Annotated in this window: 23 protein-coding genes and 1 pseudogene; 10 read left to right on the plus strand and 14 right to left on the minus strand. The window is 67.5% G+C overall.

Annotated elements, in window-relative coordinates; all coding sequences use genetic code 11:
- The 3 genes from CA234_RS01305 to CA234_RS01315 all read right to left on the minus strand — a co-directional run.
- On the minus strand, window positions 1–872 hold an 872-nt coding region (locus CA234_RS01305; RefSeq protein ID WP_164521675.1), incomplete at its 3' end, for a cyclopropane-fatty-acyl-phospholipid synthase family protein.
- Window positions 873–967: 95 nt separating this feature from the next.
- Window positions 968–1,699, minus strand: coding sequence for a molybdopterin-dependent oxidoreductase (locus CA234_RS01310; protein WP_125974964.1), 732 nt, complete (start codon window positions 1,697–1,699; stop codon window positions 968–970).
- Window positions 1,696–2,418 (minus strand): cytochrome b/b6 domain-containing protein, encoded by a 723-nt coding sequence (locus CA234_RS01315; protein WP_125974962.1) that lies wholly within the window; start codon window positions 2,416–2,418, stop codon window positions 1,696–1,698. Before CA234_RS01315 ends, CA234_RS01310 begins: the two co-directional genes overlap by 4 nt.
- A gap of 92 nt (window positions 2,419–2,510) precedes the next feature.
- Here CA234_RS01315 and CA234_RS01320 point away from each other — a divergent pair, with 92 nt between their 5' ends.
- On the plus strand, window positions 2,511–3,131 hold the full coding sequence (locus tag CA234_RS01320) for a flavin reductase family protein (protein ID WP_125974960.1): 621 nt from the start codon (window positions 2,511–2,513) through the stop codon (window positions 3,129–3,131).
- Here CA234_RS01320 and CA234_RS01325 read toward each other — a convergent pair.
- On the minus strand, window positions 3,109–3,519 hold the full coding sequence (locus CA234_RS01325; RefSeq protein WP_126000688.1) for a lysozyme inhibitor LprI family protein: 411 nt from the start codon (window positions 3,517–3,519) through the stop codon (window positions 3,109–3,111). The two genes, CA234_RS01320 and CA234_RS01325, sit on opposite strands and share 23 nt — an antisense overlap.
- Before the next feature lie 32 nt (window positions 3,520–3,551).
- On the minus strand, window positions 3,552–4,736 hold the full coding sequence (rlmN, locus tag CA234_RS01330) for a 23S rRNA (adenine(2503)-C(2))-methyltransferase RlmN (RefSeq protein ID WP_241213141.1): 1,185 nt from the start codon (window positions 4,734–4,736) through the stop codon (window positions 3,552–3,554).
- A 212-nt stretch (window positions 4,737–4,948) separates the two neighbouring features.
- Here rlmN and CA234_RS01335 point away from each other — a divergent pair, with 212 nt between their 5' ends.
- Window positions 4,949–5,425: a DUF4168 domain-containing protein gene (locus tag CA234_RS01335; RefSeq protein WP_126000689.1), complete on the plus strand. Its 477-nt coding sequence runs from the start codon at window positions 4,949–4,951 to the stop codon at window positions 5,423–5,425.
- 134 nt (window positions 5,426–5,559) lie between these two features.
- Window positions 5,560–6,648 carry a Ca2+-dependent phosphoinositide-specific phospholipase C gene (locus CA234_RS01340; protein ID WP_126000690.1) on the plus strand — a complete coding sequence of 363 codons (1,089 nt, stop codon included), beginning with the start codon at window positions 5,560–5,562 and terminating at the stop codon, window positions 6,646–6,648.
- 4 nt (window positions 6,649–6,652) lie between these two features.
- Here CA234_RS01340 and CA234_RS01345 read toward each other — a convergent pair whose 3' ends face one another.
- The 3 genes from CA234_RS01345 to CA234_RS01355 are packed head-to-tail and all read right to left on the minus strand — an operon-like array spanning window position 6,653 to window position 9,959.
- A complete protein-coding gene (locus CA234_RS01345; protein WP_126000691.1) occupies window positions 6,653–7,936 on the minus strand; it encodes a mechanosensitive ion channel domain-containing protein in 1,284 nt (427 codons plus the stop codon).
- Window positions 7,933–9,132: a cystathionine beta-lyase gene (gene metC / locus CA234_RS01350; RefSeq protein WP_126000692.1), complete on the minus strand. Its 1,200-nt coding sequence runs from the start codon at window positions 9,130–9,132 to the stop codon at window positions 7,933–7,935. The genes CA234_RS01345 and metC overlap by 4 nt, the downstream gene beginning before the upstream one ends.
- Complete coding sequence (locus CA234_RS01355; protein WP_125974946.1) at window positions 9,129–9,959, minus strand: sulfurtransferase; 831 nt, start codon at window positions 9,957–9,959, stop codon at window positions 9,129–9,131. The genes metC and CA234_RS01355 overlap by 4 nt, the downstream gene beginning before the upstream one ends.
- A gap of 54 nt (window positions 9,960–10,013) precedes the next feature.
- On the opposite strand from CA234_RS01355, the gene queF reads away from it, so the two are divergent.
- The 3 genes from queF to CA234_RS01370 all read left to right on the plus strand — a co-directional run bounded on the left by queF (window position 10,014) and on the right by CA234_RS01370 (window position 14,210).
- The gene (queF, locus tag CA234_RS01360) at window positions 10,014–10,460 is read left to right on the plus strand and encodes a preQ(1) synthase (protein WP_064310690.1); all 447 of its coding nucleotides are present in this window, start codon (window positions 10,014–10,016) and stop codon (window positions 10,458–10,460) included.
- 141 nt (window positions 10,461–10,601) lie between these two features.
- On the plus strand, window positions 10,602–12,872 hold the full coding sequence (locus CA234_RS01365) for a glycosyltransferase family 4 protein (protein ID WP_126000693.1): 2,271 nt from the start codon (window positions 10,602–10,604) through the stop codon (window positions 12,870–12,872).
- A 51-nt stretch (window positions 12,873–12,923) separates the two neighbouring features.
- Entirely contained in the window at window positions 12,924–14,210 is a 1,287-nt protein-coding gene (locus tag CA234_RS01370) for a glycoside hydrolase family 130 protein (RefSeq protein ID WP_125976919.1), read from the plus strand.
- A gap of 41 nt (window positions 14,211–14,251) precedes the next feature.
- Here the strand turns inward: CA234_RS01370 and CA234_RS01375 are convergent, their stop codons facing one another.
- From CA234_RS01375 to CA234_RS01390, 4 genes and pseudogenes are all read right to left on the minus strand, one after another.
- Window positions 14,252–15,349: an ATP phosphoribosyltransferase regulatory subunit gene (locus CA234_RS01375; RefSeq protein ID WP_125976920.1), complete on the minus strand. Its 1,098-nt coding sequence runs from the start codon at window positions 15,347–15,349 to the stop codon at window positions 14,252–14,254.
- Window positions 15,346–15,659 (minus strand): annotated as a pseudogene (locus CA234_RS01380) (DUF559 domain-containing protein). Before CA234_RS01380 ends, CA234_RS01375 begins: the two are co-directional and overlap by 4 nt.
- A 135-nt stretch (window positions 15,660–15,794) precedes the next feature.
- Window positions 15,795–17,372 (minus strand): phosphoglycerate dehydrogenase, encoded by a 1,578-nt coding sequence (serA, locus tag CA234_RS01385; RefSeq protein ID WP_126000694.1) that lies wholly within the window; start codon window positions 17,370–17,372, stop codon window positions 15,795–15,797.
- 105 nt (window positions 17,373–17,477) lie between these two features.
- Entirely contained in the window at window positions 17,478–18,635 is a 1,158-nt protein-coding gene (locus CA234_RS01390) for a phosphoserine transaminase (protein WP_126000695.1), read from the minus strand.
- 166 nt (window positions 18,636–18,801) lie between these two features.
- On the opposite strand from CA234_RS01390, the gene CA234_RS01395 reads away from it, so the two are divergent.
- On the plus strand, window positions 18,802–19,344 hold the full coding sequence (locus CA234_RS01395) for a hypothetical protein (protein WP_125976924.1): 543 nt from the start codon (window positions 18,802–18,804) through the stop codon (window positions 19,342–19,344).
- A gap of 141 nt (window positions 19,345–19,485) precedes the next feature.
- On the opposite strand, the gene groL is transcribed toward CA234_RS01395, so the two are convergent.
- Both groL and groES read right to left on the minus strand, forming a co-directional pair.
- A complete protein-coding gene (gene groL / locus CA234_RS01400; RefSeq protein ID WP_125976925.1) occupies window positions 19,486–21,129 on the minus strand; it encodes a chaperonin GroEL in 1,644 nt (547 codons plus the stop codon).
- A gap of 58 nt (window positions 21,130–21,187) precedes the next feature.
- Window positions 21,188–21,475, minus strand: a complete 288-nt coding sequence (gene groES, locus CA234_RS01405; RefSeq protein ID WP_125976926.1) for a co-chaperone GroES — start codon at window positions 21,473–21,475, stop codon at window positions 21,188–21,190.
- Window positions 21,476–21,680: 205 nt separating this feature from the next.
- On the opposite strand from groES, the gene sppA reads away from it, so the two are divergent.
- From sppA to CA234_RS01420, 3 genes are all read left to right on the plus strand, one after another.
- A complete protein-coding gene (gene sppA, locus CA234_RS01410) occupies window positions 21,681–23,582 on the plus strand; it encodes a signal peptide peptidase SppA (protein ID WP_126000696.1) in 1,902 nt (633 codons plus the stop codon).
- Entirely contained in the window at window positions 23,579–24,142 is a 564-nt protein-coding gene (locus CA234_RS01415) for a GNAT family N-acetyltransferase (protein WP_125976928.1), read from the plus strand. Before sppA ends, CA234_RS01415 begins: the two co-directional genes overlap by 4 nt.
- Window positions 24,143–24,212: 70 nt before the next feature.
- Window positions 24,213–24,611, plus strand: coding sequence for a hypothetical protein (locus CA234_RS01420; RefSeq protein ID WP_126000697.1), 399 nt, complete (start codon window positions 24,213–24,215; stop codon window positions 24,609–24,611).
- Window position 24,612: the final 1 nt, after the last annotated feature.

Genomic DNA, 24,612 nt, shown 5'->3' on the forward strand with positions numbered 1-24,612 from the left:
TCACCAAGTGCCGCGAGCTGATGACGCCCGATCGTGTGGAGCAGCATCACGCCCTCGGGCGTCATCAGCTCGCGGCACTTGGTGAAGAAGGTGCGGTATTGCGGCGTGCCGACATGCTCGAACATGCCGACCGAGACGATCCGATCGAACTGGCCGGTGAGCGCGCGATAGTCGATCAGCTCGAACTTCACCTTGTCGGCGACGCCCGCCGCCTCGGCGCGCTCCCGGGCGATCTTCAGCTGCTCTTCGGACAGGGTGATGCCCAGCACCTCGGCGCCGGTCTTCTGGTGGATGTAGAGCGCCATGCCGCCCCAGCCGCAGCCGATGTCGAGCACGCGCATGCCGGGCTGGATCGCCAGCTTGGCGACGATATGCGCCTTCTTGTCGGCCTGAGCCTGCTCCAGGCTGTTCGCCGGATCGGTATAATAGGCGCAGCTATATTGCCGGTCGGCGTCGAGAAAGAGGTCGTAGAGTCGCGCCGACAGATCATAGTGATGCGCGACGTTCTGCTTGGACTTGCGCGCCATGTTCTTGCGGCCGAGCCAGTGCGCCACCTTCCCCGCGGCGAGGCTGAGCGCGCTCGGATTGAGCGCGGCGTTGCTCTTTTCCCAGGCGTTGTTGGACGTCACCAGGTCGAGCAGGTCGAGAATGTCGCCCTGCTCGATAGTGAGGCTGCCGTCCATATAGGTTTCGGCCGCGCCCAGCGCGGGATCGCGGACGATGCGCCCCTCGGCGCCCTTGGACAGCCGGATCGTGACGGGCTTGAGGACCGCATCGGGGCTGCCGAAGGTGCGGGTGCTGCCGTCGGGTCGGATCAAGGTGAGTTCGCCGCGCTTCACGGCGCGGTCGAAGAAGCGGTCAATCAGGGCCATGGCGCTCCACTAGGCAGAGATTGTGTCGGGAATACGCGTATTACGTTTCGGGGTGCGCCAAACAACCTATCTCGGCGTAGGTTTCCCGCTACCGTTCATATTCCCGCATACCATTGGTAGCCGCTCGAATCTTCCCAGGTGCCGCCCTTGCCCTTGCCGATCCCGGCGAGCGAGGCGACCGCCTCGATCCCCACCAGATATTTGGCCTGCTTGTAGCCGAGCTGCCGCTCCACCCGCAGCCGCAGCGGCGCGCCGTGGCCGACATCGAGGCGCCGGTCGTTGAGCGCCCAGGCGAGGATCGTCTGGGGGTGGAAGGCGTCGATCAGGTCGATCGATTCATAATAGCCGCCGTCGCCGTAGCGGTCGGCGCAGTGGAAGACGATGTAGCGCGCCTGCGCGCTCAGCCCGGCGGCGTTGAGGATGGTCGCAAGCTGCGGCCCCTGCCACTTGCCGATCGCGCTCCAGCCCTCGACGCAATCGTGGCGGGTGATCTGCGCGCGCTGCGGCAGGTGCTGGAGTTGGGCGAGCGTCAGTTGCATCGGCCGGGCGACCATTCCGCCCACCTTCAGCCGCCAGTCGGCGAAGCCGGTACCCGCCCAGATATTATATTCGGGCGTATTGGGATTGTAGGTGCCGTTGACGCGGAAGATCGGGCTGCGCTGCTCCGGCCGGAACTCGGTGGCGAGCGCTCCGCGGCCGATCGCGCGCTGGAGGAAGCGATGCGCTTCCTCGGCGCTCGCCAGCACCGGGCTGTCGGTGAAGCGGTCACAGCCGGCGAGCAGCCCGGCGGCACCGCCGATCAGCAGATTGCGGCGCGCAAGGATCATGGCTGCTTCTCCGCGGGCACGCGCCACCAGCCGGTGATCATCGCGCGCAGTTCGTTGATCGGGCCGGCGAGCAGCACCAGCGTCAGGTGGACCAGCAGGAAGACGAGGATCGCTCCCATCGCGATAAAGTGCACCGAGCGCGCCGACTGCCGCCCGCCGAACATCGCGGTCAGCCACGGCCAGGCTGCGTCCATCCCCGGCGAGAGCGCGAGGCCCGAGAAGATCACCGCCGGCAGCAGCACGAACAGCGTGCCGACATAAGCGAGCTTCTGGAAGATATTGTAGGCGCGCGGATCCCTTGGATCGTGGAAGCGCAAGGCGAGATGGTCCTTGAAATCCTTCCACAGATGGCCGGGCGCCAGCTCCCGCACCCGGATCCGCAGGTCGCGCAGGATATGGCCGTTCGCCAGGCTCCACAGCAGATAGACCAGCAGCCCGAAAGCCAGCACCAGCGCGAAAAAGAAGTGCCAGTGCCGCGCGCCGGCAAGGCTGTAATAGGACGGAATCGTCACCCAGCCGGGGAAGCGCGGCAGCTCCAGCCAGGCATGGTCGAAATTCGCGCCATATTGCCCCCAATAGAGCCGGGGATGCGCGTTGAAGATCATCAGCCCGCTGCCGACCATGATCAGCAGCGCGATCGCGTTGATCCAGTGCCATAGCCGGGTGATCAGCCGGTGGCGGTAGATCAGGCGGGGCCTGTCCGGTAGACCTTCGGGCATCTGCACTTCCTTCGCTGTACGGGGCGAGTGTAGGAGATTCGGACGGCAGGCGGAATCGGTTTCACCGCCGCCACAAAAATCCGGAGCGTGCATTGCCGACCGACTTCCACTTCTACGAACCCGCCTCGGGCCACGGCCTTCCGCATGATCCGCTCAACGCCATCGTTGGCCCGCGCCCGATCGGCTGGGTCAGCACCATGTCGACCGGCGGCGTGCGCAACCTCGCGCCCTACAGCTTCTTCAACCTGTTCAACTATCGCCCGCCGATCCTCGGCTTCGCCTCGACCGGGTGGAAGGACAGCGTCGCCAATATCGCCGAGACCAGGGAGTTCGTCTGGAACCTCGCGACGCGGCCGCTGGCGGAAGTGATGAATGCCAGCGCGGCAATGGTCGACGCCGAGGTGGACGAGTTCACCCTTGCCGGCATCGACACCCTCCCTTCGCGCACCGTGCGCCCCGATCGCGTCGCGGGCAGCCCGGCGCAGTTCGAATGCCGGCTCACCCAGCTGATCCGGCTGGAGACCAAGGAAGGCGCGGAAGTCGACACCTGGCTGGTGCTGGGCGAGGCGACCGGCATCCATATCGATCGCGCGATGCTGGAGGACGGCGTCTACCAGACCGCCCGCGCCCGCCCGATCCTGCGCGGCGGCGGCCCGGCCGATTATTTCGAGATCGGCGAGGACGCGCTGTTCAGGATGTTCCGTCCGCGTTGACCCCCGGCTCGGGCAGGATCGGTGGAGTCGAATCCGGGTAGGTCAGCCAGGTCTTCCACAGCTGGTGGATGCGCGCCTCGGTCAGCGCGATCCGGCAGGTGAGCAGCGCGGCACCCCGGATCGTGCCGCCCTGCCAATGCGCATAGACCGCGTCGCACTCGCCCTTGCGCCAGGCGATCCAGCGGCCCTGCGCCTCGTCGAACGCCTTGACCACGGTCACCCCATCGGTCGCGGCGCGCTTGCGGGCGGCGACCAGGTAGCGGTTCATCTCCACCTCGGCGGCGTTGCTGGCGCGCGCGAGGCACAGGTTCATCTCCACCGTCGTCTTCGCGTCGGCGCAAGGGTCGGCGGGGGCGGCAAGCGCCAGGGCGAGCAGCAGCAGCGGCATGGCCGCATCCTACGCGCAGAAGTAGGCAGGGCTCAACCGAGTGCGGCGAACTTCTCTTCGGCCTCGCGATCGAGCTGCGCCCGGCTCTTCTTCTCCGACGCGGTCTTGAGCTGGCCGCACGCCGCATCGATGTCACGCCCGCGCGGGGTGCGCACCGGCGCCGAGATACCGCCCTCGAACACGATGTTCGAGAAGGACCGGATCCGCTCGGGGGTCGAGCATTCGTAGGGCGCGCCGGGCCAGGGGTTGAACGGGATCAGGTTCACCTTGGCGGGCAGCTTGTACTTGCGCAGCAGGCGGACGAGCTCGTGCGCATCGGCGTCGCTGTCGTTCTTGTCCTTGAGCATCACATATTCGAACGTGATGCGGCGGGCATTGTTGGCGCCCGGATAATCGGCACAGGCCTGGAGCAGCTCCTCGATGCCGTATTTCTTGTTGAGCGGCACGATCTCGTCGCGCACCTCCTTGGTGACCGCGTGGAGCGACACCGCCAGGTTCACGCCGATCTCCTCGCCGGCGCGCGCCATGATCGGCACCACGCCCGAGGTCGACAGGGTGATGCGGCGCTTGGACAGCGCGAGGCCGTCGCCGTCCATCACGATCTGCAGGCCGGCCTTCACTTCGTCGAAATTGTACAGCGGCTCGCCCATGCCCATCATCACGATGTTGGTGAGCAGGCGCCCCTCGGGCTGGCTCGGCCATTCGCCGAGCGAATCGCGCGCGAGCATCACCTGGCCGACAATCTCGCCGGCGGTGAGGTTGCGCACCAGCCGCATCGTGCCGGTGTGGCAGAAGCGGCAGTTGAGCGTGCAGCCCACCTGGCTCGAGACGCACAGCGTGCCCCGATCGGCATCGGGGATGAACACCATCTCGTAATCCTGCCCGTCGGGCGAGCGGAGCAGCCACTTGCGGGTGCCGTCGTTCGAGACCTGCGCTTCGACCACCTCCGGGCGGCCGATCACGAAGCGTTCGGCCAGCCACGGGTGCTGGGCCTTGGCGATGTCGGTCATCGCCGAGAAGTCGGTGGCGCCGCGATTGTAGATCCAGTGCCACAGCTGCTTGGCGCGCAGCTTGGCCTGCTTGGGCTCCAGACCCGCGGCGGCCAGCGCCTCGCGGATACCGTCGCGGGAGAGACCGATCAGGTCGGTACGCCCGTCCTCGCGCGCGGCGGGGGCACGCGGCACGGGCACGGGATCGATGTGCCCGGGGATGGGCATGGGAGCGGCCGACACTGTCTGCATCCGCCGCATATAGGCGAAAATCCCCGGCTTTTCCAGCGGTGTGATTCCGCGCGCGACCGTCCCTGCATGGGTCGTGCCATCCCGCCATGGCCACAGCCCATCGTGAATCGGGTGTGCAGCGGAAAACCCAAGCCCCACTGTTACGTTACAGGGGTGCAAAAGAGTTTCACGATTGCGAGGAGTTGAGGATGAAGATGATGTTTTCGAGCCTGGCGGTCGCCGGTACGCTGATCGCGTCGACCGCCTTCGCCCAGACCACGGCCCCGGCCCAGACGACCCCCGGCCAGACGACCCCGGCCGACGCCGCCCCGGCACAGACCACGCCGGCCACGCCCGACCAGGGCACCGCGGGTGCAGGCACCGCCGCGACGGCAACCGCCGGCGCGTCGACCTTTACCGACACCGAGGTCCAGCAGTATGCCAAGGCGGCGCTCGCGGTGAACAAGATCAACGCGGACGCCAGCATCCCGGCGGCAGAAAAGAACCCCAAGTTCGTCGCCGCGATCACCGCGTCGGGCCTGCAGCCGCAGCGCTTCAACGAGATCAGCCAGGCGATGGCCTCGGATACCGCACTTAACCAGCGCATCCAGGCGGCGGCAGCCCAGGCGCAGACCAGCGGCCAGTCGGCCCAGGCGAGTGCACCGGCCAGCCCGACCGGCAACTAAGCGGATAGCTCCCTCCGGCGGCGGCGGTCCCCAGCGGACCGCCGCCGTTTTTGTGCGCGCCACTGTCATCGATCCGGAACGAAAGCCCGCCAATGGCACCGCCTTGGGTTCGCTTCGCAAAAGGAAATGACGGGATGCGCAAAGGGATGATGGTCGCCGCGGCGGCGCTGCTGATGGCGATGGCACCGGGCGGGACGACGCCGCCGGACGCCGACACGAGCCTCGATTCGCTGCGGCTCGACCAGGTCCGCATGCTCGGCTCGCACAACAGCTACCGCCCCTATCCGCTGCCCGAGGTGGAAGCGCGCCTCCGCACGCTGCTGCCGAGCAGCTGGGAAGGCCTCGCCTATGGCCACCCGCCGCTGGAGAGCCAGCTCGCGCTCGGCCTGCGCCAGCTCGAGATCGACGTCGCCCCCGATCCCCAGGGCGGCGCCTATGCCGCGCCCTATGCGAACGGCACCGAGGAGATAAAGGCCGAGATGGCCGCGCCCGGCGCCAAGACGATCCACATCCCCGGTATCGACTGGCAGACGCATTGCCGCACCTTCCGCGGCTGCATGGCGCTGTTCCGTCGCTGGTCGGATGCCCATCCGGGCCATCTGCCGGTGATGATCCTGGTCAATGCCAGCGACGTGCGCCCGATCCCCGGCGTACGCACCACCGATATCGGCTTCGACGCCGCCACGCTCGATGCGCTCGATGCCGACATCGCCGCGACGATCGGCCGCGAGCGGGTGATCGCGCCGGACGACGTCCGCGGCACCCTCCCCACGCTGCGCGACGCGGTGACCGCGCATCGCTGGCCTACCATCGGCGCGTCGCGCGGCAAGTTCCTGTTCGTGCTCGATACCTCGGACGCGAACGAGGAACGCTACCGCACCGGCCATGCCAGCCTGAAGGGCCGGATGATGTTCGGCTGGTACCCCGAGGACGCGCCCGAAGCCGCCTTCTTCAACACCCAGAGCCCCACCGCCGACACCGCGACGATCACCCGCCGCGTGAAGGCCGGCTTCATGGTCCGCACCCGCGCCGATGCCGAGACGCTGGAGGCACGCACCCATGACCGCCGCCGCCTCGACACCGCGATTGCCTCGGGCGCGCAGCTGATCAGCACCGACTATTACGAAGGCGCGCCCGATCCGCGCGGGCTGAACTGGGCGGTGTCGCTCGGCAAGAGCACGGTGATCTGCAACAGCGTGACGGCGGCCTGCCCGAAGCGCTGAAGCCTCAGCGGCGGTCCGGTTCCGGGCCGCCGCGCAACAGCACGTCGCGACGCGGTGCCGGCACGGTGATGCCATGCTCGCCGAACAGCTTCCACAGCCGGTTGAGCACGTCGCTCTTCACATTGCCGACTCCGCTCTCGGGATCGCTGATCCAGACCAGAATGTCGTGCGCCGCGCCATTTTCGCCCAGCGCGGTCAGCCAGACATTGGGCGGCGGCGTGTCGAGCACGCGCGGGCTTTCGGTCGCGGCGCGCAGCATCAGGTCCTGTGCAAGGTCGAGATCGCAGCCATAGGCGACCGTCACCGCGATCCGCACGCGCACGTTGCGATCGGTATAGGACCAGTTCTCGACTTCCTGGGTCATCAGATTCTCGTTCGGAATCAGATGCTCCTTGCCGTCCCGCGTGATCACCGAGACCGCGCGCACGCCGATCTTGTTCACCCAGCCGAAACTGTCCCCCACCACGATCACGTCGCCCGGCTTGATCGATCGGTCCATCAGCAGGATGATCCCGGCGATCAGGTTGCCGACCGTCTTCTGCATGCCGAAGCCGATCGCCAGGCCGAACGCCCCCGAGAACACCGCGAAGGTCGTCAGGTCGATGCCGAGCAGGTCGATGCCGACGAAGAAGGCGGCGGTGACGATGGCGATGCTCGCCAGCTTCTGCCCGAGCAGCTGCTGGGTGGGGTCGAGCCCCTTGGCCCGCCCGATCCACTGCGCGAGCAGCCGGTTGGCGATCCGCACCAGCGCATAGATGATCGTCACGGTGACGAGGAAGGTGAGCAGCGACAACAGCGACAGTCGCCGTGTGCCGATGTCGAAGCCGATCCGGGCCAGCAGCGCCTCGATCACCCCCAGCCCGCCCATCGTCTTGCTGAGCAGCGAGGTGAAGGCGACCGCCCCCATCGGCCAGGTGGCGAGCCGCGGCAGGCCCAGCCCGCGCAGCACCTCGATCACGGCCAGTGCCATCGCCAGTCCGAGCGCGATGCCGAGCAGCAAGGTCGCCGGGGGATGCCAGCCATAGCCGTTCGCCACCGGCGAGAGCAGCAGCGCGACGGTAAAGTAGCGGGTGATCCGGCACAGCCGCGGCTGGATGCCGTTGATATGCTCGCCGGCGATGCGGTGCCACAGCGCGGCGACCTGCGCACCGATGCGCCGGCCGATCAGGATGCCGAGCGCCAGCGCCAGCGCAGACAGGGCCAGCGCCACCGCCAGCTCGCCCAGCTCGGCCGGCGACGGGAACCGCATCCCCATGCCGGCGAACCGGTCTAGCAGGTCGCGGATCATCCGCGCGCGGCGGCGAAGCGGGCGAGCCCTGCCTCGAGATCGGCGATCAGGTCGTCGGTATCCTCCAGCCCGACATAGAGCCGGATCATCGGCCCCTCGGCTTCCCAGCGCGATGCGGTGCGGATGCGCTGCGGATCGGCGGGGATGGCGAGGCTTTCATAGCCGCCCCAGCTGAAGCCGATGCCGAAATGGCGGAGCCCGTCGATCAGCGCGGTGCGCGCGCCATCGTTGCCGCCGTTCAGCACGAAGGAGAACAGACCGGCGCTCCCACGGAAATCGCGCACGAACACGTCGTGCCCCGGGCAGTCCGGCAGCGCCGGGTGGAGCACCCGCGCCACTTCGGGCCGGGTCTTCAGCCACGCGGCGATCCTGAGCCCGCTCGCGCCCGACTGGCGCAGCCGGACGTCCATCGTCCGCAGCCCGCGCGATCCGAGATAGGCATCGTCGGGGCTGGCGCAGAGGCCGAGCTGGTAGGTGGTCGCGCGCAGCTTCTCATAGTGTCCCGGCGCGGCGGTGACCGAGCCCAGCATCACGTCCGAATGGCCGACGACATATTTGGAGCAGGACAGGATCGTATAGTCGATGCCCTTCTCGATCGCCGGGAAGTAGAGCGGCCCCGCCCAGGTATTGTCGAGCAATGTCACGATCCCGCGCGCCTTGGCGACCGCGACGATCGCCGGCACGTCCTGCACTTCGAAGCTGAGGCTGCCGGGGCTCTCCATCAGGATCGCCTTGGTCCGCGCGCTGCACAGCGCGGCGGTGCCCGCGCCGATCAGCGGGTCGTAATAGGTGGCGGTGATCCCCAGCCGCTTGAGCATGCCATTGCCGAACGCCCGCGTCGGCTCGTAGCTGCTGTCGGGCAGCAGCACCTCGTCGCCGGGCGACAGCACCGCCAGCAGCGCGGTGGTGATCGCCGACACGCCCGAGGGATAGAGAAGCGTCGCCTGCGCGCCGGGCTCCAGCTCGGTCAGTGCGTCCGCAAGCGACCACTGGGTCGGCGTGCCGCGGCGGCCATAATAGAGCTTGTGGTGCGTGTCGGCGCTGCCGCGTTCGCGCATCTCGGCGATATCGTCGTAGAGGATCGTGGAAGCGCGCCACACCGGCGGGTTGACGATGCCCTGCGTCCATTCGGGCCGGCGGCCGGCATGAACGACCTTGGTCGCGTCCCGATCGTTCTGCTTGTCCTCGCCGCTCATGCGCCGAGCGCCTTCGCGGTGTCGGGCTGCGCGCCCCATTCGGTCCAGCTGCCGTCGTAAAGCGCGATCTCATGCCCGAGCAGGTGCGCAGCGAAGACGATGATCGCGGCGGTGATACCCGATCCGCAGGTGGCGACCAGCGGCTTGGTGAGATCGACTCCCGCCTCGTCGAACAGCACACGGAGCGCATCCGGGCGCAGCCAATGCCCGTCCGGCTGGAAGAAGCGGCCCGAAGGGATGTTCTTCGATCCCGGGATATGGCCCGCGGCGCATTCGGGACGCGCATCGGGCTCGGCACCGGTGAAGCGCGCGGCGGAACGGGCATCGACGATCTGCTCGGTCGTCATACGCATGTCGTCCAGCGTACGAATCTGCGCGACGGGTGCGCCGGCGGTGAAGCTGGACGACGCGGTCGCGTGCGGCCCGGTTTCCACCGGCCGCCCCTCGGCGCGCCAATGGCCCATATTCCCGTCTAGGATCTCGGCATGCACGCCGAACATCCGCAGCACCCACCAGGCGCGACAGGCGGTATGGTGCGGGCTGTTGTCATAGAGGACGATGCGCGTGGTCCCCATCACCCCCAGCTGCGCCATGCGGTCCTCGAACACGCTGCGCCTGGGCAGCATCGAGGGCAGCGGGTTCTCGGCATCGACCAGCGTGTCGAGATCGAGCAGCCGCGCGCCGGGGATATGCCCCGCCTCGAACTCCGCGCGCGGATCCTGCTTCGCCGCGCCGGGAATGGTGGAGGTATAGGTCGCGTCGAGGACCAGCAGGTCGGGGGCGCCGAGCATGCCGGCCAGCGCTTCGGTGGTGATCAATCCGTCCATGCGGGTAGGTCCTAGCCCTATGGAAACCGCACGGCAAACGCCTACATGGCGGCCATGGACGCCAAGCATCTCGGTAAGCAATCCGCCCTGCCCGCCACCCCGGAGGAAGCGGAACTCGATTATGTACCCAATCCGCGCGCGGGCACGCGCTATCTGGTGCGCTTTGCGGCACCCGAATTCACCTCGCTGTGCCCGATCACCGGCGCGCCCGATTTCGCACACCTCGTGATCGACTATGTGCCGGGCGAGAAGATCGTTGAATCCAAATCGCTCAAGCTGTTCCTCGGCAGCTTCCGCAACCACGGCGCCTTCCACGAGGATTGCACCGTCGGCATCGGCGAGCGGCTGTTCCGCGAGATGCAGCCGCTCTGGCTGCGAATCGGTGGCTATTGGTACCCGCGCGGTGGTATTCCGATCGACGTGTTCTGGCAGTCGGGCAAGCCGCCCGAGGACGTCTGGATCCCCGATCAGGGGGTTCCCGGATACCGTGGCCGCGGCTGAACGGCAGGTTTACGGCACGGTTCATCAGGTATAGGGTTGTGCGTTGCAGCAGAACTGCAACTTATTCGAAAAACGGGAGTTTAGCAGGACATAAGGCCCAAATTTGGGCCGAGTCCATCATGCAGTAGCGAAAGGTCCGCCATGGCACGGTCTCCTATGGGTCCCAGGATCCGGCATCTTGCCCTGATCGGCAACTTCCTGCCGCGAAAGTGCGGCATCGCCACCTTTACTACCGACACCTTCACGGCACTGGCAGAGCGCTATCCGGGGATTCAGGTCGACGTCTATGCGATGGACGACCTGCCCGGGCATTACGCCTATCCGCCGCAGGTGACGGGTTCGATCGCGCAGAACGATCGCAGCGCCTATCTGGAAACCGCCCGCAAGATCGAGGCGAGCGGCGCCGAGGCGCTGTGGATCCAGCACGAATATGGCATCTTCGGCGGCGCGGCGGGCGAGCTGCTGCTCGCGCTGACCGATCGCGTCTCGGTGCCGGTGATCGTCACGCTCCATACCGTGCTCGAGCGCCCGAGCGCCGACGAGCGCCGGGTGATGGAGGCGCTGATCCGCCGCGCCTCGACGCTGATCGTGATGGCCGAGAAGGGCCGCGAGATCCTCAAGCGCGTCCACGGCGTCGAGGACGGCAAGATCGAGGTCATCCCGCACGGCGTGCCCGATCGCGCCTTTGCCGATACCGCCGCGTTCAAGCCGCAATATGGCTGGGAAGGCCGCGACGTCATCCTCACCTTCGGCCTGCTCGCCCCGAGCAAGGGCATCGAGACGATGATCGAGGCGATGCCGGCGGTCGCCGCCGCCCACCCTAATGCGCTGTACGTGATCCTGGGCGCGACACACCCGCATCTCGTCGCGCACGAGGGCGAGGCCTATCGCGACCGGCTGAAGGCGCAGATCGTCGCACTCGGCCTCCAGGACAATGTCGCCTTCGTCAATCGCTTCGTCGAGCAGAGCGACCTGCTCGACTATCTTCAGGCGGCCGACATCTATGCGACCCCCTATCCGAACCCGGCGCAGATCACCTCGGGCACGCTCTCCTATGCGGTGAGCATGGGCAAGCCGGTGGTCTCCACGCCGTACGTCCACGCGACCGAGATCCTCGACCAGGATCACGGCGTGCTCGTCGATTTCGGCGACAGCGCGGCCTTCTCGCGCGAGATCAACCGGCTGCTGGGCGACAAGGAGGCGCGACTGGCGCTGGCCAGGCGCGCCTATGATCGCGGCCGCACGATGCTCTGGACCCGTCTCGCCGAGCGCGCGATCGATGCGTTCGACGCGATTCTCGACGAGAAGCCGCACCGCATCCGCACCGCGGCGAACGAGCTGCCGACGCTCTCGCCGGTACTGACCGCGGTCGAGCGGATGAGCGACGCCACCGGCATGCTCCAGCACTCGATCTATTCGGTGCCCGATCGCCGCCACGGCTATTGCATCGACGACAATGCCCGCGCTCTGATCCTGATGAGCAAGATCGACGACGTCGACGAGACCGTGCGCGATCGCTGGACCGCCATTTATGGCGGCTTCGTCCAGCACGCCTGGAATCCCGACAAGCGCAAGTTTCGTAACTTTATGAACTTCGACCGCACCTGGTGCGAGGACGAAGGCTCGGAAGATTCGAACGGCCGCGCGATCTGGGCGCTGGGCGTCACCGCCCGCGACGCCCGCGCGCAGAAGCACCGCGACTGGGCGTCGGTGCTGTTCGACGAGACCGCGTCGATCGCCTTCGACCTCGGCAGCCCCCGCGCGCACGCCTTTGCCATGCTCGGCGCCGCGGCGATGGCGGAGGCGCATCCGGGCCACGCCTTGTCGCGCGAGATCCTCACCCGCTTCGGCGATGAGCTGGTCGCGCTGCTCGAGCGCACCCGCCGCCCGGCATGGAGCTGGTTCGAGATCGTGCTGGCGTACGACAATGCCCGCCTGCCCGAGGCGCTGCTGCGCGCCGGCAAGGTACTCGGCCGCCAGGACTTCCTCGATACCGGGCTGGAAACGCTCGCCTGGATCGCCGAGCGCCAGACCTCGCCCGAGGGCCGTTTCCGCGCCGTCGGCACCGAGAGCTTCGGCCGCGAATATGCCGAGCCGCTGCCTTTCGACCAGCAGCCGCTGGAAGCCCAGGCGACGATCGATGCCTGCCTGGCCGCGCATGAGGCAACCGGCGAAGGGCGCTGGGCGGAAGAGGCGATGCGGGCCTATCGCTGGTATCTGGGTGCCAACGATCTCGACACGCCGCTCGCCAGCGTGGCCGATGGCGGCTGCTTCGACGGGCTGATGCCCACCGGACTTAACCGTAATCAAGGTGCCGAGTCGATTCTCGCACTCCAACTGGCGAATTGCGCGATCTCGGCTCTTTCAAAGCGCAATAAAAGCGTGGCAGGACCGGAACTCGCCGTCGCCTGAAGCGATACCGGGGGACGGCGCCGTAACGAGCGCGTTCCCCGGGGGTTGCCAATGCCGGAACTGTTTCACCATCCCTTGCGGCTTCGCGCCGATCCGTCGCGCGTCGTCGTGCGCCCGTTCCACATCGCCTGGGCGTCGACCAATGGCGGCGCGCCCAGCCGGACCGAACGGATCGTCAGCGAGGTACTGGCGCTTTCGCCGGGCCAGGCGCGCGCCGAACTCGAACTGGTCCTCAAGGACTTCGAGGCCCGCCACTGGCAGACGCGACGCGTGTTCATGACGCGCTATGACGAGATCGAGGCGATGCTCGGGCTCGACGGCGCGGCGATCGGCGACGAGAAGCGCCAGCTGCTCGGCGCCTATTTCTGCCACGAATACAGCTATGCCGCCGCCGCGCTGATGAACCCCAGCGCGGTCCCGCACTACGACCAGAGCGGCATGCCACCGGGCAGCATGCGCATCCTGATGTCGCTGCGTGCGGTGGGCGAAGGCCATATCTCCTCGGTCGCCTTCCGCGAGGGCATCATCACCGACGGCAACGAGCTGGTGCTGGCCCCCGAGCCGCCTTTCGCCACCGCGGCCGATGCGCGCGAGCCCGACGAGCGGGCGATGGAAGGCCCGGTCCGCATCTACCGCCACCGCGATTCGACCCTGTCGGGCACGGTGATCTTCCCGATCACCCGCGCCCAGTCGAACGGGCTGGAGGATCTGCGAATCTGCCACTTCACCCATGACGACGGCACGCCCGAATGGATCGGCACCTACACCGCCTATAACGGCTCGGTGATCCAGTCCGAACTGCTGCGCACCCGCGACTGGCGCGGGCTGGACCTGGTGCCGATGACCGGCAGCGCCGCGCGCAACAAGGGTATGGCGCTGTTCCCGCGCAAGGTGGGCGGCAAATACATGATGCTGGGGCGCCAGGACGGCGAGAACATCTTCCTGCATAGCTCGGACGACATCACCCATTGGGAAGGCGGCGATCTGATCATCAAGCCGCGCTTCCCCTGGGAGCTGGTACAGATGGGCAATTGCGGCCCGCCGATCGAGACCGATCAGGGCTGGCTGGTGCTCACCCACGGCGTCGGCGCGATGCGCAAATATTCGATCGGCGCGGCGCTGCTCGACAAGGACGATCCCTCGAAGGTGCTCGCCCGCTCGCGCGCGCCGCTGCTCGCGGCCGCCGACCAGGACCGCGAGGGCTATGTGCCCAACGTCGTCTATACCTGCGGCGCGATCCGCCACGGCGACAGCCTGTTCATCCCCTACGGGGTGGCGGACAGCTCGGTGGCGTTCGCCTTCGCGCCGATCCAGGCGCTGATCGACCAGATGGAATGAGGCGCATGCCGTCGCCCCTTCGCGGGGGCGACGGCGATGGCCTAGAGCGCGGTCGGCACCCCGCCGCGCAGCTCGTGGCTGCACAGCTGCGCCTCGGGCGTATCCTCCGCATCCAGTGCCGTGACCGTCACCCAGCCCTCGACTCGCAGCGCGGCGCCGATCGCCGCATCGGTGCCGAACGGCAGGAACAGCCGGCGGCGCGCGTCGCAGCCGATACCGGCATCAAGGATCGAATCCGCATAGAGCGAGAAGCCGACCGCGGGCTCTTCGCGGCCGCCGTCATGCACCACCGTATAGGTGCCGCCGCGGCCGATCTCACCGCGCACCCCGCGGGCGAAGATCGAGAAGCCGAGCCAGGTCTGGTATTCGAAGCCGTGCCGCTCGGTAGGATCGAGCGTCAGCGCGACGCCCTCGGGAATGCTCGCCGCGATGGCCGCGAGGCCGTCGATCCGGCTCGCCAGCGCGGTGCCGGCATCGGTCGCGCGCAGCTTCGCCATCGCGCCATCGAACGGGCCGGCCGCTTCGATCAGCGGCAGATATTTCGGATCGATCGCAGCGACGCCGCCCGCATCCTTGGCATCCAACCGTTCGCGCAGCGCCGTGAGCTTCTCCGGGGGCAGCGTAGCGCCGGCCAGCATGTCGACCAGATCGGGCAAGGTGAAATCGATCGCCAGCCCCTCGACGCCCGCCGATTGCAGCGCCTCGATCGCGACGCGGACGATCTCCATCGCGGCGCCCACGCTGTCGCGCCCGATCAGCTCGCAGCCAATCTGACGCATCGCCCGGCGCGGATCGAGCGCAGGCGCCTTGAGCTTGAGCACCTGCCCCGCGTAGCAGAGCCGCACCGGGCGCGGATGATGCCCCATGCGGGTCGCGGCGATGCGGCCGACCTGCGCGGTCAGATCGGGGCGAATGGCGAGGCTGCGCTGCGACACCGGATCGACGAAGCGCACCGCATTGTGCACCGCGCCGGTCTTCAGCCGCGTCGCCAGCTCGTCGGCAAACTCGGCGAGCGGCGGATCCACCTGTTCATAGCCATAGAGCCGCGCGAGCCCCAGCACGCGCGTCTCGAGCCGGGCCGCCGCATCGGCGGCAGGCGGCAGTCGATCGTGAAACCCTTCGGGGAGGAGACCAGTCAAAAGCCCTCTCCCCTCTGGGGAGAGGGTTGGGAGAGGGGCATGTCCGCGAGCGTAAGCGCAATCATTTGCGCCACGCCGCCCAAATTACTCCCGACCTCGTAGTTCGTGAACCGAATCACCCGATACCCCTGATGTTCCAACCACGCCGTGCGGCGCGCATCCTTAGCTTCCAGAGCGCATGCGTATCGCCGTCGATCTCGACGACCAGCTTGCGCGAACGCGCGACGAAATCGGCGATATAGGGTGCGATCACGACTTGGCGAGCGAATTTGACGTGTTCAAAGCGCTTGGCGCGGAGGATGGACCACATCGCGGTTTCGGTAGGGGTGAGGTTGGCGCGCATCTGCTTGGCGCGTGCGAGTAGTTGCTCGTCGGTCCTCGGCATATCCGCACCGCCCCTCTCTCAACCCTCTCCCCGGAGGGGAGAGGGCTTTAGAGTAACAGCTTAAAAGCCGAGCGCCATGGCGGTCTTCACGCCTGGGAGCGCGCGGACCTTGCCGAGCAGCGCGTCGTCCACCGCTTCATCGACCGAGAGCAGCAGGATCGCCTCGCCGCCGGCCGAACGACGGCCGAGATGGAAGGTGCCGATGTTGACGCCCGCCTCGCCCAGCGTGGTGCCGAGGCGTCCGATAAAGCCCGGCGCGTCCTCGTTGACGATGTAGAGCATGTGCCCGGCGAGATCGGCCTCGACCTTGATGCCGAACAGCTCGACCAGCCGCGGCGCGGCGTTGCCGAACAGCGTGCCGGCCACCGAACGGTCGCCCGCCTGGGTGCCGACGGTCACGCGCACCAGCGTGTGATAGTCGCCTTCGCGGTCATGGCGCACTTCGCGCACGTCGAGCCCGCGCTCCTTGGCGAGGAACGGCGCATTGACCATGTTCACCGTGTCCGAATGGACGCGCATCAGCCCCGCGAGCACCGCGCTGGTGATCGGCTTCTGGTTGAGCTCGGCCGCCGCGCCCTCGACTTCGATCGCGATGCTGGTGAGCTCGCCATGCGCGAGCTGGCCGACCAGGCCGCCCAACTTCTCGGCCAGCGCCATGTACGGCTTCAGCCGCGGCGCTTCTTCGGCCGAGAGGCTCGGCACGTTGAGCGCGTTGGTGACCCCGCCGGTGACCAGATAGTCGGCGAGCTGCTCGGCGACCTGGATCGCGACATTGACCTGCGCTTCGGTGGTCGACGCGCCGAGGTGCGGCGTCGCGACGAAGTTGGGCGTGCCGAACAGCGGGTGTTCCTTGGCCGGCTCCTGCACGAACACGTCGAGCGCTGCGCCGCTGATATGGCCCGAATCGAGCCCGTCCTTCAGCGCGGCCTCGTCGATCAGCCCGCCGCGCGCGCAGTTGATGATCCGCACGCCCTTCTTGGTCTTGGCGAGATTCTCGCGGCTGAGGATGTTGCGGGTCTGGTCGGTCAGCGGGGTGTGCAGCGTGATGAAGTCGGCGCGCAGCAGCAGGTCGTCGAGCGTCATCTTCTCGACGCCCATTTCCAGCGCGCGCTCGGGCGTGAGGAACGGATCATAGGCGATCACGCGCATGCGAAGGCCAATGGCGCGGTCCGCGACGATCGAGCCGATATTGCCCGCGCCGATCAGGCCCAGCGTCTTGCCGGTCAGCTCGACGCCCATGAAGCGGTTCTTCTCCCACTTGCCGGCCTGGGTCGAGACATCGGCCTCGGGCAGCTGGCGGGCGAGCGCGAACATCAGCGCGATCGCGTGCTCGGCGGTGGTGATCGAGTTGCCGAACGGGGTGTTCATCACCACCACGCCCTTGGCCGAGGCGGCGGGGATATCGACATTGTCGACGCCGATGCCGGCGCGACCGATTACCTTCAGGTTGGTGGCGTGCTCGAGAATGTCCTTGGTGACCTTGGTCGAGCTGCGGATGGCGAGGCCGTCATAGTTGCCAATGATCGCCTTGAGTTCGTCCGGCGTCTTGCCGGTGATCTCGTCCACTTCGACGCCGCGCTCGCGGAAGATCTGCGCGGCCTTGGGGTCCATCTTGTCGGAAATCAGTACCTTGGGCATGAATATGCTCCTGTGCACGTCGGTGCTCCGGCGAAAGCAGGAGCCCAGAGTTTCTGAGGGAATCGCGTGTGGGCCTGGGCTCCTGCTTTCGCAGGAGCACCGAGATCAGCCCGCCTTGGCGGTGGCGTAGGCCCAGTCGAGCCAGGGGCCGAGCGCCTCGATATCGGCGGTGTCGACGGTGGCGCCGCACCAGATGCGCAGGCCCGCCGGGGCATCGCGATAGCCGGCGACGTCATAGGCCGCGCCTTCCTTTTCGAGCAGGCCGGCGAACTTCTTGATGAAGTCGGCATCGGCGCCCTCGACGGTGAGGCACACGCTGGTACGCGAACGGATCGCGGCATCCTCGGCGAGGTGACCGAGCCAGTCCCGCTCGGCGACGATCTTGTCGAGCGCCGCCGCATTGGCGTCCGAACGGGCGATCAGCCCCTCGGCGCCGCCCAGGCCCTTGCCCCATTCGAGCGCGAAGATCGCGTCTTCCACGGCGAGCATCGACGGCGTGTTGATCGTCTCGCCCTTGAACACGCCCTCGACGAGCTTGCCTTTGGAGACCAGGCGGAACACCTTGGGCAGCGGCCAGGCCGGCGTGTAGGTTTCGAGCCGCTCGACCGCGCGCGGACCCAGGATCAGCACGCCGTGGGCGCCCTCGCCGCCCAGCACCTTCTGCCAGGAGAAGGTGGCGACGTCGATCTTGTCCCAGGGCAGGTCATAGGCGAACACCGCCGAGGTCGCGTCGGCGAAGCTCAGGCCCTCGCGATCGTCGGCGATCCAGTCGCCGTTCGGCACACGCACGCCCGAGGTGGTGCCGTTCCAGGTGAACAGCACGTCGTTCGACCAGTCGACCGCGTTGAGGTCCGGCAGCTGGCCATAGTCGGCGCGCAGCACGGTCGGATCGAGCTTGAGCTGCTTGACCGCATCGGTGACCCAACCTTCACCGAAGCTTTCCCAAGCGAGCGTGGTGACGGGGCGGGCGCCCAGCATCGTCCACATCGCCATTTCGAAGGCGCCGGTATCCGAGCCCGGCACGATGCCGATACGGTGCGTGTCCGGCAGGCGGAGCAGCTCGCGCATCAGGTCGATCGAATATTGGAGACGGGTCTTGCCCAGCTTCGAGCGGTGCGAGCGGCCGAGCGACTCGACGGCGAGCTTCTCGGGCGACCAGCCCGGGGGCTTGGCGCAGGGGCCGGAAGAAAAATAGGGACGCGCCGGTTTGATGGCGGGCTTCGCAGGCGCAAGGGTGGCGTCGGCGGCAGTCAAATCAGTCATGTAGACTCTCCTCACAGAGAGCACGCGCGGCGTTGGGACCGCGTGGCCCGTCGACGGCCCTAGCGGCAGGTGACCGAAAGTCAATCATCGACATCGTTTCGGTGGAACAATGTTGTGCCCCTGCGACTTTTCCCGACAGCTTTGCAAAATATCTGGGAGATACGACATGCGGACGATTCTGGCGGCCGGGCTGGCCGGGATGCTGATTGCGGCCCCGGCGGTCGCGCAGCAGCAGAAGCAGAGCGTCGGCGACGGCGCGCAGGCGCCGCTGCGCGACCTGCGGATCAACGAAAAGAAGATCCCGGACGTGCTGCTGCTCGCCGCCTCCGCCCCCTATTCGTCGCAGGGGACCAGGAACTGCGCGCAGATTCGCGCGAGCATCGCCGATCTCAACGCGGTGCTCGGCACCGACGCCGATGCGCCCGCGGCCAAAGGGGGCAATGGCGGCGCGATCGCGGCAGCCGGCAGCCGCGCGATCGTCGGCGCGCTGATCCCCGGCTTCGGGCTGGTGCGGATGATCACCGGTGCCGACAAGCAGGAGAAGCGGGTCACCGCAGCGCTGTACGGCGGCACCATCCGCCGCGCCTATCTGAAGGGCCTCGGCCAGTCGAAGGGCTGCCGTCCGCCTGCGGCACCGACCGCAACCGCGCGCGCCGCGGTGCCGTCACTGCCGGTCGATAAGGACGAAAAGGACGACAAGAAGGATTGATCGCGGGCGGCGCGCCACATCCCCTCCCGTGAGCGGGAGGGCGGGCGGGCGCGGGAGCCGCGAGCGACAGGTTCCAGGACCGACACGAAAAAGGGCCGGCGGATCGCTCCGCCGGCCCCTCTTTTTGCGTCGAGCGCGGACTTAGAAGTCCATGCCGCCCATGCCGCCCATGCCACCCGGCATCGCCGGAGCAGCAGCCTTGTCTTCCGGCAGCTCGGCAATGGTCGCCTCGGTGGTGATCAGCAGGCCGGCAACCGAAGCCGCGTTCTGCAGCGCGGTGCGCACCACCTTGGTCGGGTCGATCACGCCGGCAGCCACGAGGTTCTCGTAGGTGTCGGTCGCGGCGTTGAAGCCGAACGAGGTGTCGGTCTGGTCGAGCAGCTTGCCCGAGACGACAGCGCCGTCCTGGCCCGCGTTGCTGGCGATCTGGCGAACCAGCGCGGTCAGCGACTTGCGGACGATGTCGATGCCGCGGGTCTGGTCCTCGTTCGCACCCGACAGGCCTTCCAGGGCCTTGGTCGCGTACAGCAGGGCCGTGCCGCCGCCGGGAACGATGCCTTCTTCGACGGCTGCGCGGGTCGCGTGCAGCGCGTCGTCGACGCGGTCCTTGCGCTCCTTCACCTCGACTTCGGTCGCACCGCCGACCTTGATCACGGCCACGCCGCCGGCGAGCTTGGCGAGACGCTCCTGGAGCTTCTCACGGTCATAGTCGCTGGTGGTGACTTCGATCTGCTGGCGGATCTGCTCGGTGCGGGCCTTGATCGACTCGGCTTCACCGGCGCCATCGACGATGGTGGTGTTGTCCTTGTCGATGGTGACGCGCTTGGCGGTGCCGAGCATGCCGAGCGTGACGGTCTCGAGCTTGATGCCGAGGTCTTCGCTGATCACTTCACCCTTGGTGAGGACGGCGATGTCTTCCAGCATCGCCTTGCGACGATCGCCGAAGCCCGGTGCCTTGACCGCCGCGACCTTCAGGCCGCCGCGCAGCTTGTTGACGACCAGGGTCGCCAGCGCTTCGCCTTCGATGTCCTCGGCGATGATCAGCAGCGGACGACCCGACTGCACGACCGCCTCGAGGATCGGCAGCATCGACTGCAGGTTCGACAGCTTCTTCTCGTGGATCAGGATGTACGGGTCCGCGAGCTCGACCGCCATCTTCTCCGGGTTGGTGATGAAGTAGGGCGAGAGGTAGCCGCGGTCGAACTGCATGCCCTCGACGACGTCGAGCTCGAATTCGAGACCCTTCGCCTCTTCGACGGTGATCACGCCTTCCTTGCCGACCTTCTCCATCGCCTCGGCGATCTTCTCGCCGACTTCACGGTCGCCGTTCGCCGAGATGATGCCGACCTGGGCGACTTCCTGCGAACCCGAAACCGGCTTCGAGCGGGCCTTGACGTCCTCGACGACCTTGGCGACGGCGAGATCGATGCCGCGCTTCAGGTCCATCGGGTTCATGCCGGCGGCCACCGACTTCATGCCTTCACGGACGATCGCCTGCGCCAGAACGGTCGCGGTGGTCGTGCCGTCGCCGGCGATGTCGTTGGTCTTCGAGGCCACTTCGCGCACCATCTGCGCGCCCATGTTCTCGAACTTGTCCTTGAGCTCGATTTCCTTGGCGACCGACACACCGTCCTTGGTGATGCGGGGCGCGCCGAAGCTCTTCTCGATCACGACGTTGCGGCCCTTCGGGCCCAGCGTGACCTTCACCGCGTCGGCGAGGATGTCGACGCCGCGCAGGATGCGCTCACGAGCGTCGCGCGAAAACTTTACGTCCTTGGCTGCCATGGGACTGCCCTTTCAAATTTCGCTAAGTTTCAGGAAGTTCAGGAGAAAGCGAGGTCGCTCAGCCGACGATGCCGAGGATGTCGCTTTCCTTCATGATCAGCAGGTCCTCGCCGTTCACCTTCACTTCGGTGCCGGACCACTTGCCGAACAGGATGCGGTCGCCGGCCTTGACGTCCAGCGCGGTCACCTTGCCATCTTCGGCCTTGGTGCCGGTGCCGACGGCGACGACTTCGCCTTCCTGCGGCTTTTCCTTGGCGGTATCGGGGATGATGATCCCGCCGGCGGTCTTTTCCTCGGCTTCGACGCGGCGGACGAGCACGCGGTCGTGCAACGGACGGAAGTTCATTGCCTGATCCTCTTTCAGGTGGATTTCGGTGTTTAGCACTCGGTCCCCCGGAGTGCTAACAAACGGGATATGTGAACGGGAATTTGCTTCGTCAACGGGTGCGCCGGGAACTTTTTTCGGCGTGTTGGATCGATAAGACGGGTCGTTGCCTCGCCTGCCCGCATCCGGTAGCACCGCTGGTGGAATACCCTTTGAGGAGCCGCCGGTGAAGCTGGTTCGTACCGCCTGGAAGATACTCGTCGGAATCAAGGACCTGCTCGTCCTGGTTCTGCTCCTCCTGTTCTTTTCCGCGCTATTCGCGGCGCTTTCGCACCGCCCGACCCCCGCGACGATTCGCGACGGTGCGCTGATCGTCGCGTTCAACGGCGCGCTGGTCGAGCAGCCGAGCGAGGCCGATCCGCTGTCCAGCGTCAGCGGTGCGCGCGCCGTCGGCCAGGTGGGCGCGCGCGATGTGATCCGCGCGCTCGATGCCGCCAGGACCGACTCCCGCGTCAAGGCGGTGGTGCTCGATCTCGACAGCTTCCTCGGCGGTTATCCCGCGACGGTGAGCGAAGTCGCCGCCGCGGTCGGCCGCGTCCGCGCCGCCGGCAAGCCGGTGCTCGCCTATGCCACCGCCTATACCGACAGCGGCTATCAGATCGCGGCCAATGCCAGCGAAATCTGGGTCCACCCGATGGGCGGCTCGCTGTTCATGGGGCCGGGCGGCCGCCAGCTCTATTACAAGGGGCTGACCGAGAAGCTCGGCATCAACGTCCATGTCTACAAGGTCGGCAAGTTCAAGTCGGCGGTGGAGCCCTATATCCGCGCCGACATGTCGCCCGAGGCGCGCGAGGCGAACACCGCGCTCTATGGCGGCCTGCTCGACCAGTGGCGCGAGGGCATCCTGAAGGCGCGGCCCAAGGCCCGCATCGCCGAGTTCCTGACGAAGCCCGACGTGGCGATCACCGCCGCCAAGGGCGACATCGCCGCCGCCAACAAGGCCTATGGCCTGGTCGACGAGCTCGGCGACCGCATCGCCTTCGGCCAGCATGTCGCGAAGCTGGTGGGGGCACCGAACGGCGCCCGCGCGGGCAATTTCAACGCGATCAAGCTCGCCGACTGGCTTCAGGCCAACCCGGTGCCGACCAGCGGCGACGCGATCGGCGTGATCACCGTCGCGGGCGAGATCGTCGACGGCAAGGGCGGCGCGGGGACCGCGGGCGGCGACACGATAGCCAAGCTGGTGCTCGACGGGCTGAAGGACGGCAAGCTCAAGGCGCTGGTCGTCCGCGTCGATTCGCCGGGCGGCTCGGCGATGGCCTCGGAGCAGATGCGCCAGGCGATCCTCCAGGCCAAGGCGAAGAAGCTGCCGGTCGTCGTCTCGATGGGCGGCCTCGCGGCGAGCGGCGGCTATTGGGTGTCGACCGCGGGCGACGTGATCTTCGCCGAGCCCAACACCATCACCGGATCGATCGGCATCTTCGGCATCATCCCCACCTTCGAGAACAGCCTCGCCAAGATCGGCGTGACCACCGACGGGGTGGAGAGCACGCCGCTCACCGGCCAGCCGAGCATCTATGGCGGCACCAACGCCACGGTCGACACGATCCTGCAATCGGCGATCGAAGCGGGCTATGGCCGCTTCGTCGGGTTGGTCGCGGCCTCGCGCAAGCTCACCCCGCAGCGGGTGGACGAGATCGGCCAGGGCCGGGTGTGGATCGGCGGCATCGCCCGACAGATCGGCCTGGTCGATCGCTTCGGCGGGCTGAACGACGCCATCGCCGAGGCCGCCAAGCGCGCCAAGCTCGATCCCGCCAAGGTGCGGCCGGTCTATCTCGCCAAGAAGCCCAACGCGCTGACTGCCGCGCTGGCCGGCTTCCTCGGCACGCTGGGCGGGGATGACGAGGATGACGGCAACTGGGCCGATGCCCCCGCCGGCAGCGACGCCTATGCCCGGATCGGCGAGGAGCGCCGCATGCTGCTCGCCCAGGCGCTGGGCGACGCCAAGCGGCTGACCGCGAGCGGCTCGGTGCAGGCGCGCTGCCTCGAATGCATGGCGCTGGGCGTGCCAAGCGCGCAGCCGAGCGACCTTGCCCTTCTCCAATTCGCCATGGGAGCCCTGAAATGATCGGCATTCGCGCCGCCACGCCGGATGACGCCGCCGCGATCGCCGCCATCTATGCGCCGAACGTTCTGACCGGTACCGCCTCGTTCGAAATCGAGCCGCCCGACGCCGCCACGATGGCAGCGCGGATGGCATCGAGCGAGGGCTATTACCCGTGGATCGTCGCCACCAATGGCGACGGCGCCGATGGCGGGGTGATCGGCTATGCCTATGCCAGCAAGTTCCGCGACCGGCCGGCCTATCGCTACGTCGTCGAAAGCTCGATCTACATGGCCGACACCGCGCAGCGTCGCGGCGCCGGGCGGCTGCTCTACGAGGCGCTGGTCGATACGCTCCGCGCGCAGGGCTTCGTCCACGCCTTCGGGATGATCACCCTGCCCAACGACAGCTCGATCGCGCTGCACGAGGCGGTGGGCTTCCGCCGCACCGGCGTGTTTCGCGAGGCGGGGTACAAGCACGGCCAGTGGATCGACGTCGGCATCTGGCAGTGCGAGCTCAACGAGCCCGCCCGCCCGCCGGAAGAGCCCAAGCCCTTCCACGAACTCGGCGTCGTCCGCGTCTGAGCGGGGGCACTCAAAAGGCTTCCCCACCAGACAGTTGACCCGCAACGGCGATTGGCCGAGGTTCATCGCAATGGATCCGACTTCGCCGTATGCGGTCGATTTCACGATCGATGTCGAGCGTGAGACCCGCCTGATCGCCGTCCGCGTCACCGGCGTGCCCTCGCCGGAGGATGTCGGCTGGATCGCCGAAGAGGTGCGCGCGGCGATCCTCACGCTCGGCGCCGACGCGGGCCGGCACCGCACGCTCTATGACGCGCGCGGCGTCCATGTGCTGCCGCAGGCGACCGCCGATTTCGTGCTCAAGAATTTCACCGATATCGAGGGGACGCAGTGGGCGCATCGGCTCGCTTTCGTCGCCTCGACGATGCTGACGCGGCTGCAGGTCCGCCGGATCGTGGAGGTGCGGCCGGGCGCGATGCTGTTCGACGATGTCGAGGCTGCCCGCGCCTGGTTGCTGGGCAGCGACTGAG

The sequence above is a fragment of the Sphingomonas sp. ABOLE genome (genome assembly GCF_003950455.1).
GTDB lineage: Bacteria > Pseudomonadota > Alphaproteobacteria > Sphingomonadales > Sphingomonadaceae > Sphingomonas > Sphingomonas trueperi.

What these genes read in the sequence shown, in the direction of transcription:
- CA234_RS01310 (WP_125974964.1), bottom strand. Translation starts at nt 1,699, where the DNA reads ATGATCCTTGCGCGCCGCAATCTGCTGATCGGCGGTGCCGCCGGGCTG.
- queF (WP_064310690.1), top strand. Translation starts at nt 10,014, where the DNA reads ATGGACGCCAAGCATCTCGGTAAGCAATCCGCCCTGCCCGCCACCCCG.
- serA (WP_126000694.1), bottom strand. Translation starts at nt 17,372, where the DNA reads ATGCCCAAGGTACTGATTTCCGACAAGATGGACCCCAAGGCCGCGCAG.
- CA234_RS01365 (WP_126000693.1), top strand. Translation starts at nt 10,602, where the DNA reads ATGGCACGGTCTCCTATGGGTCCCAGGATCCGGCATCTTGCCCTGATC.
- CA234_RS01390 (WP_126000695.1), bottom strand. Translation starts at nt 18,635, where the DNA reads ATGACTGATTTGACTGCCGCCGACGCCACCCTTGCGCCTGCGAAGCCC.
- CA234_RS01355 (WP_125974946.1), bottom strand. Translation starts at nt 9,959, where the DNA reads ATGGACGGATTGATCACCACCGAAGCGCTGGCCGGCATGCTCGGCGCC.
- groL (WP_125976925.1), bottom strand. Translation starts at nt 21,129, where the DNA reads ATGGCAGCCAAGGACGTAAAGTTTTCGCGCGACGCTCGTGAGCGCATC.
- CA234_RS01325 (WP_126000688.1), bottom strand. Translation starts at nt 3,519, where the DNA reads ATGCCGCTGCTGCTGCTCGCCCTGGCGCTTGCCGCCCCCGCCGACCCT.
- CA234_RS01395 (WP_125976924.1), top strand. Translation starts at nt 18,802, where the DNA reads ATGCGGACGATTCTGGCGGCCGGGCTGGCCGGGATGCTGATTGCGGCC.
- CA234_RS01415 (WP_125976928.1), top strand. Translation starts at nt 23,579, where the DNA reads ATGATCGGCATTCGCGCCGCCACGCCGGATGACGCCGCCGCGATCGCC.
- CA234_RS01345 (WP_126000691.1), bottom strand. Translation starts at nt 7,936, where the DNA reads ATGATCCGCGACCTGCTAGACCGGTTCGCCGGCATGGGGATGCGGTTC.
- CA234_RS01340 (WP_126000690.1), top strand. Translation starts at nt 5,560, where the DNA reads ATGCGCAAAGGGATGATGGTCGCCGCGGCGGCGCTGCTGATGGCGATG.
- metC (WP_126000692.1), bottom strand. Translation starts at nt 9,132, where the DNA reads ATGAGCGGCGAGGACAAGCAGAACGATCGGGACGCGACCAAGGTCGTT.
- CA234_RS01370 (WP_125976919.1), top strand. Translation starts at nt 12,924, where the DNA reads ATGCCGGAACTGTTTCACCATCCCTTGCGGCTTCGCGCCGATCCGTCG.
- groES (WP_125976926.1), bottom strand. Translation starts at nt 21,475, where the DNA reads ATGAACTTCCGTCCGTTGCACGACCGCGTGCTCGTCCGCCGCGTCGAA.
- CA234_RS01420 (WP_126000697.1), top strand. Translation starts at nt 24,213, where the DNA reads ATGGATCCGACTTCGCCGTATGCGGTCGATTTCACGATCGATGTCGAG.
- rlmN (WP_241213141.1), bottom strand. Translation starts at nt 4,736, where the DNA reads ATGCCCATCCCCGGGCACATCGATCCCGTGCCCGTGCCGCGTGCCCCC.
- CA234_RS01335 (WP_126000689.1), top strand. Translation starts at nt 4,949, where the DNA reads ATGAAGATGATGTTTTCGAGCCTGGCGGTCGCCGGTACGCTGATCGCG.
- CA234_RS01315 (WP_125974962.1), bottom strand. Translation starts at nt 2,418, where the DNA reads ATGCCCGAAGGTCTACCGGACAGGCCCCGCCTGATCTACCGCCACCGG.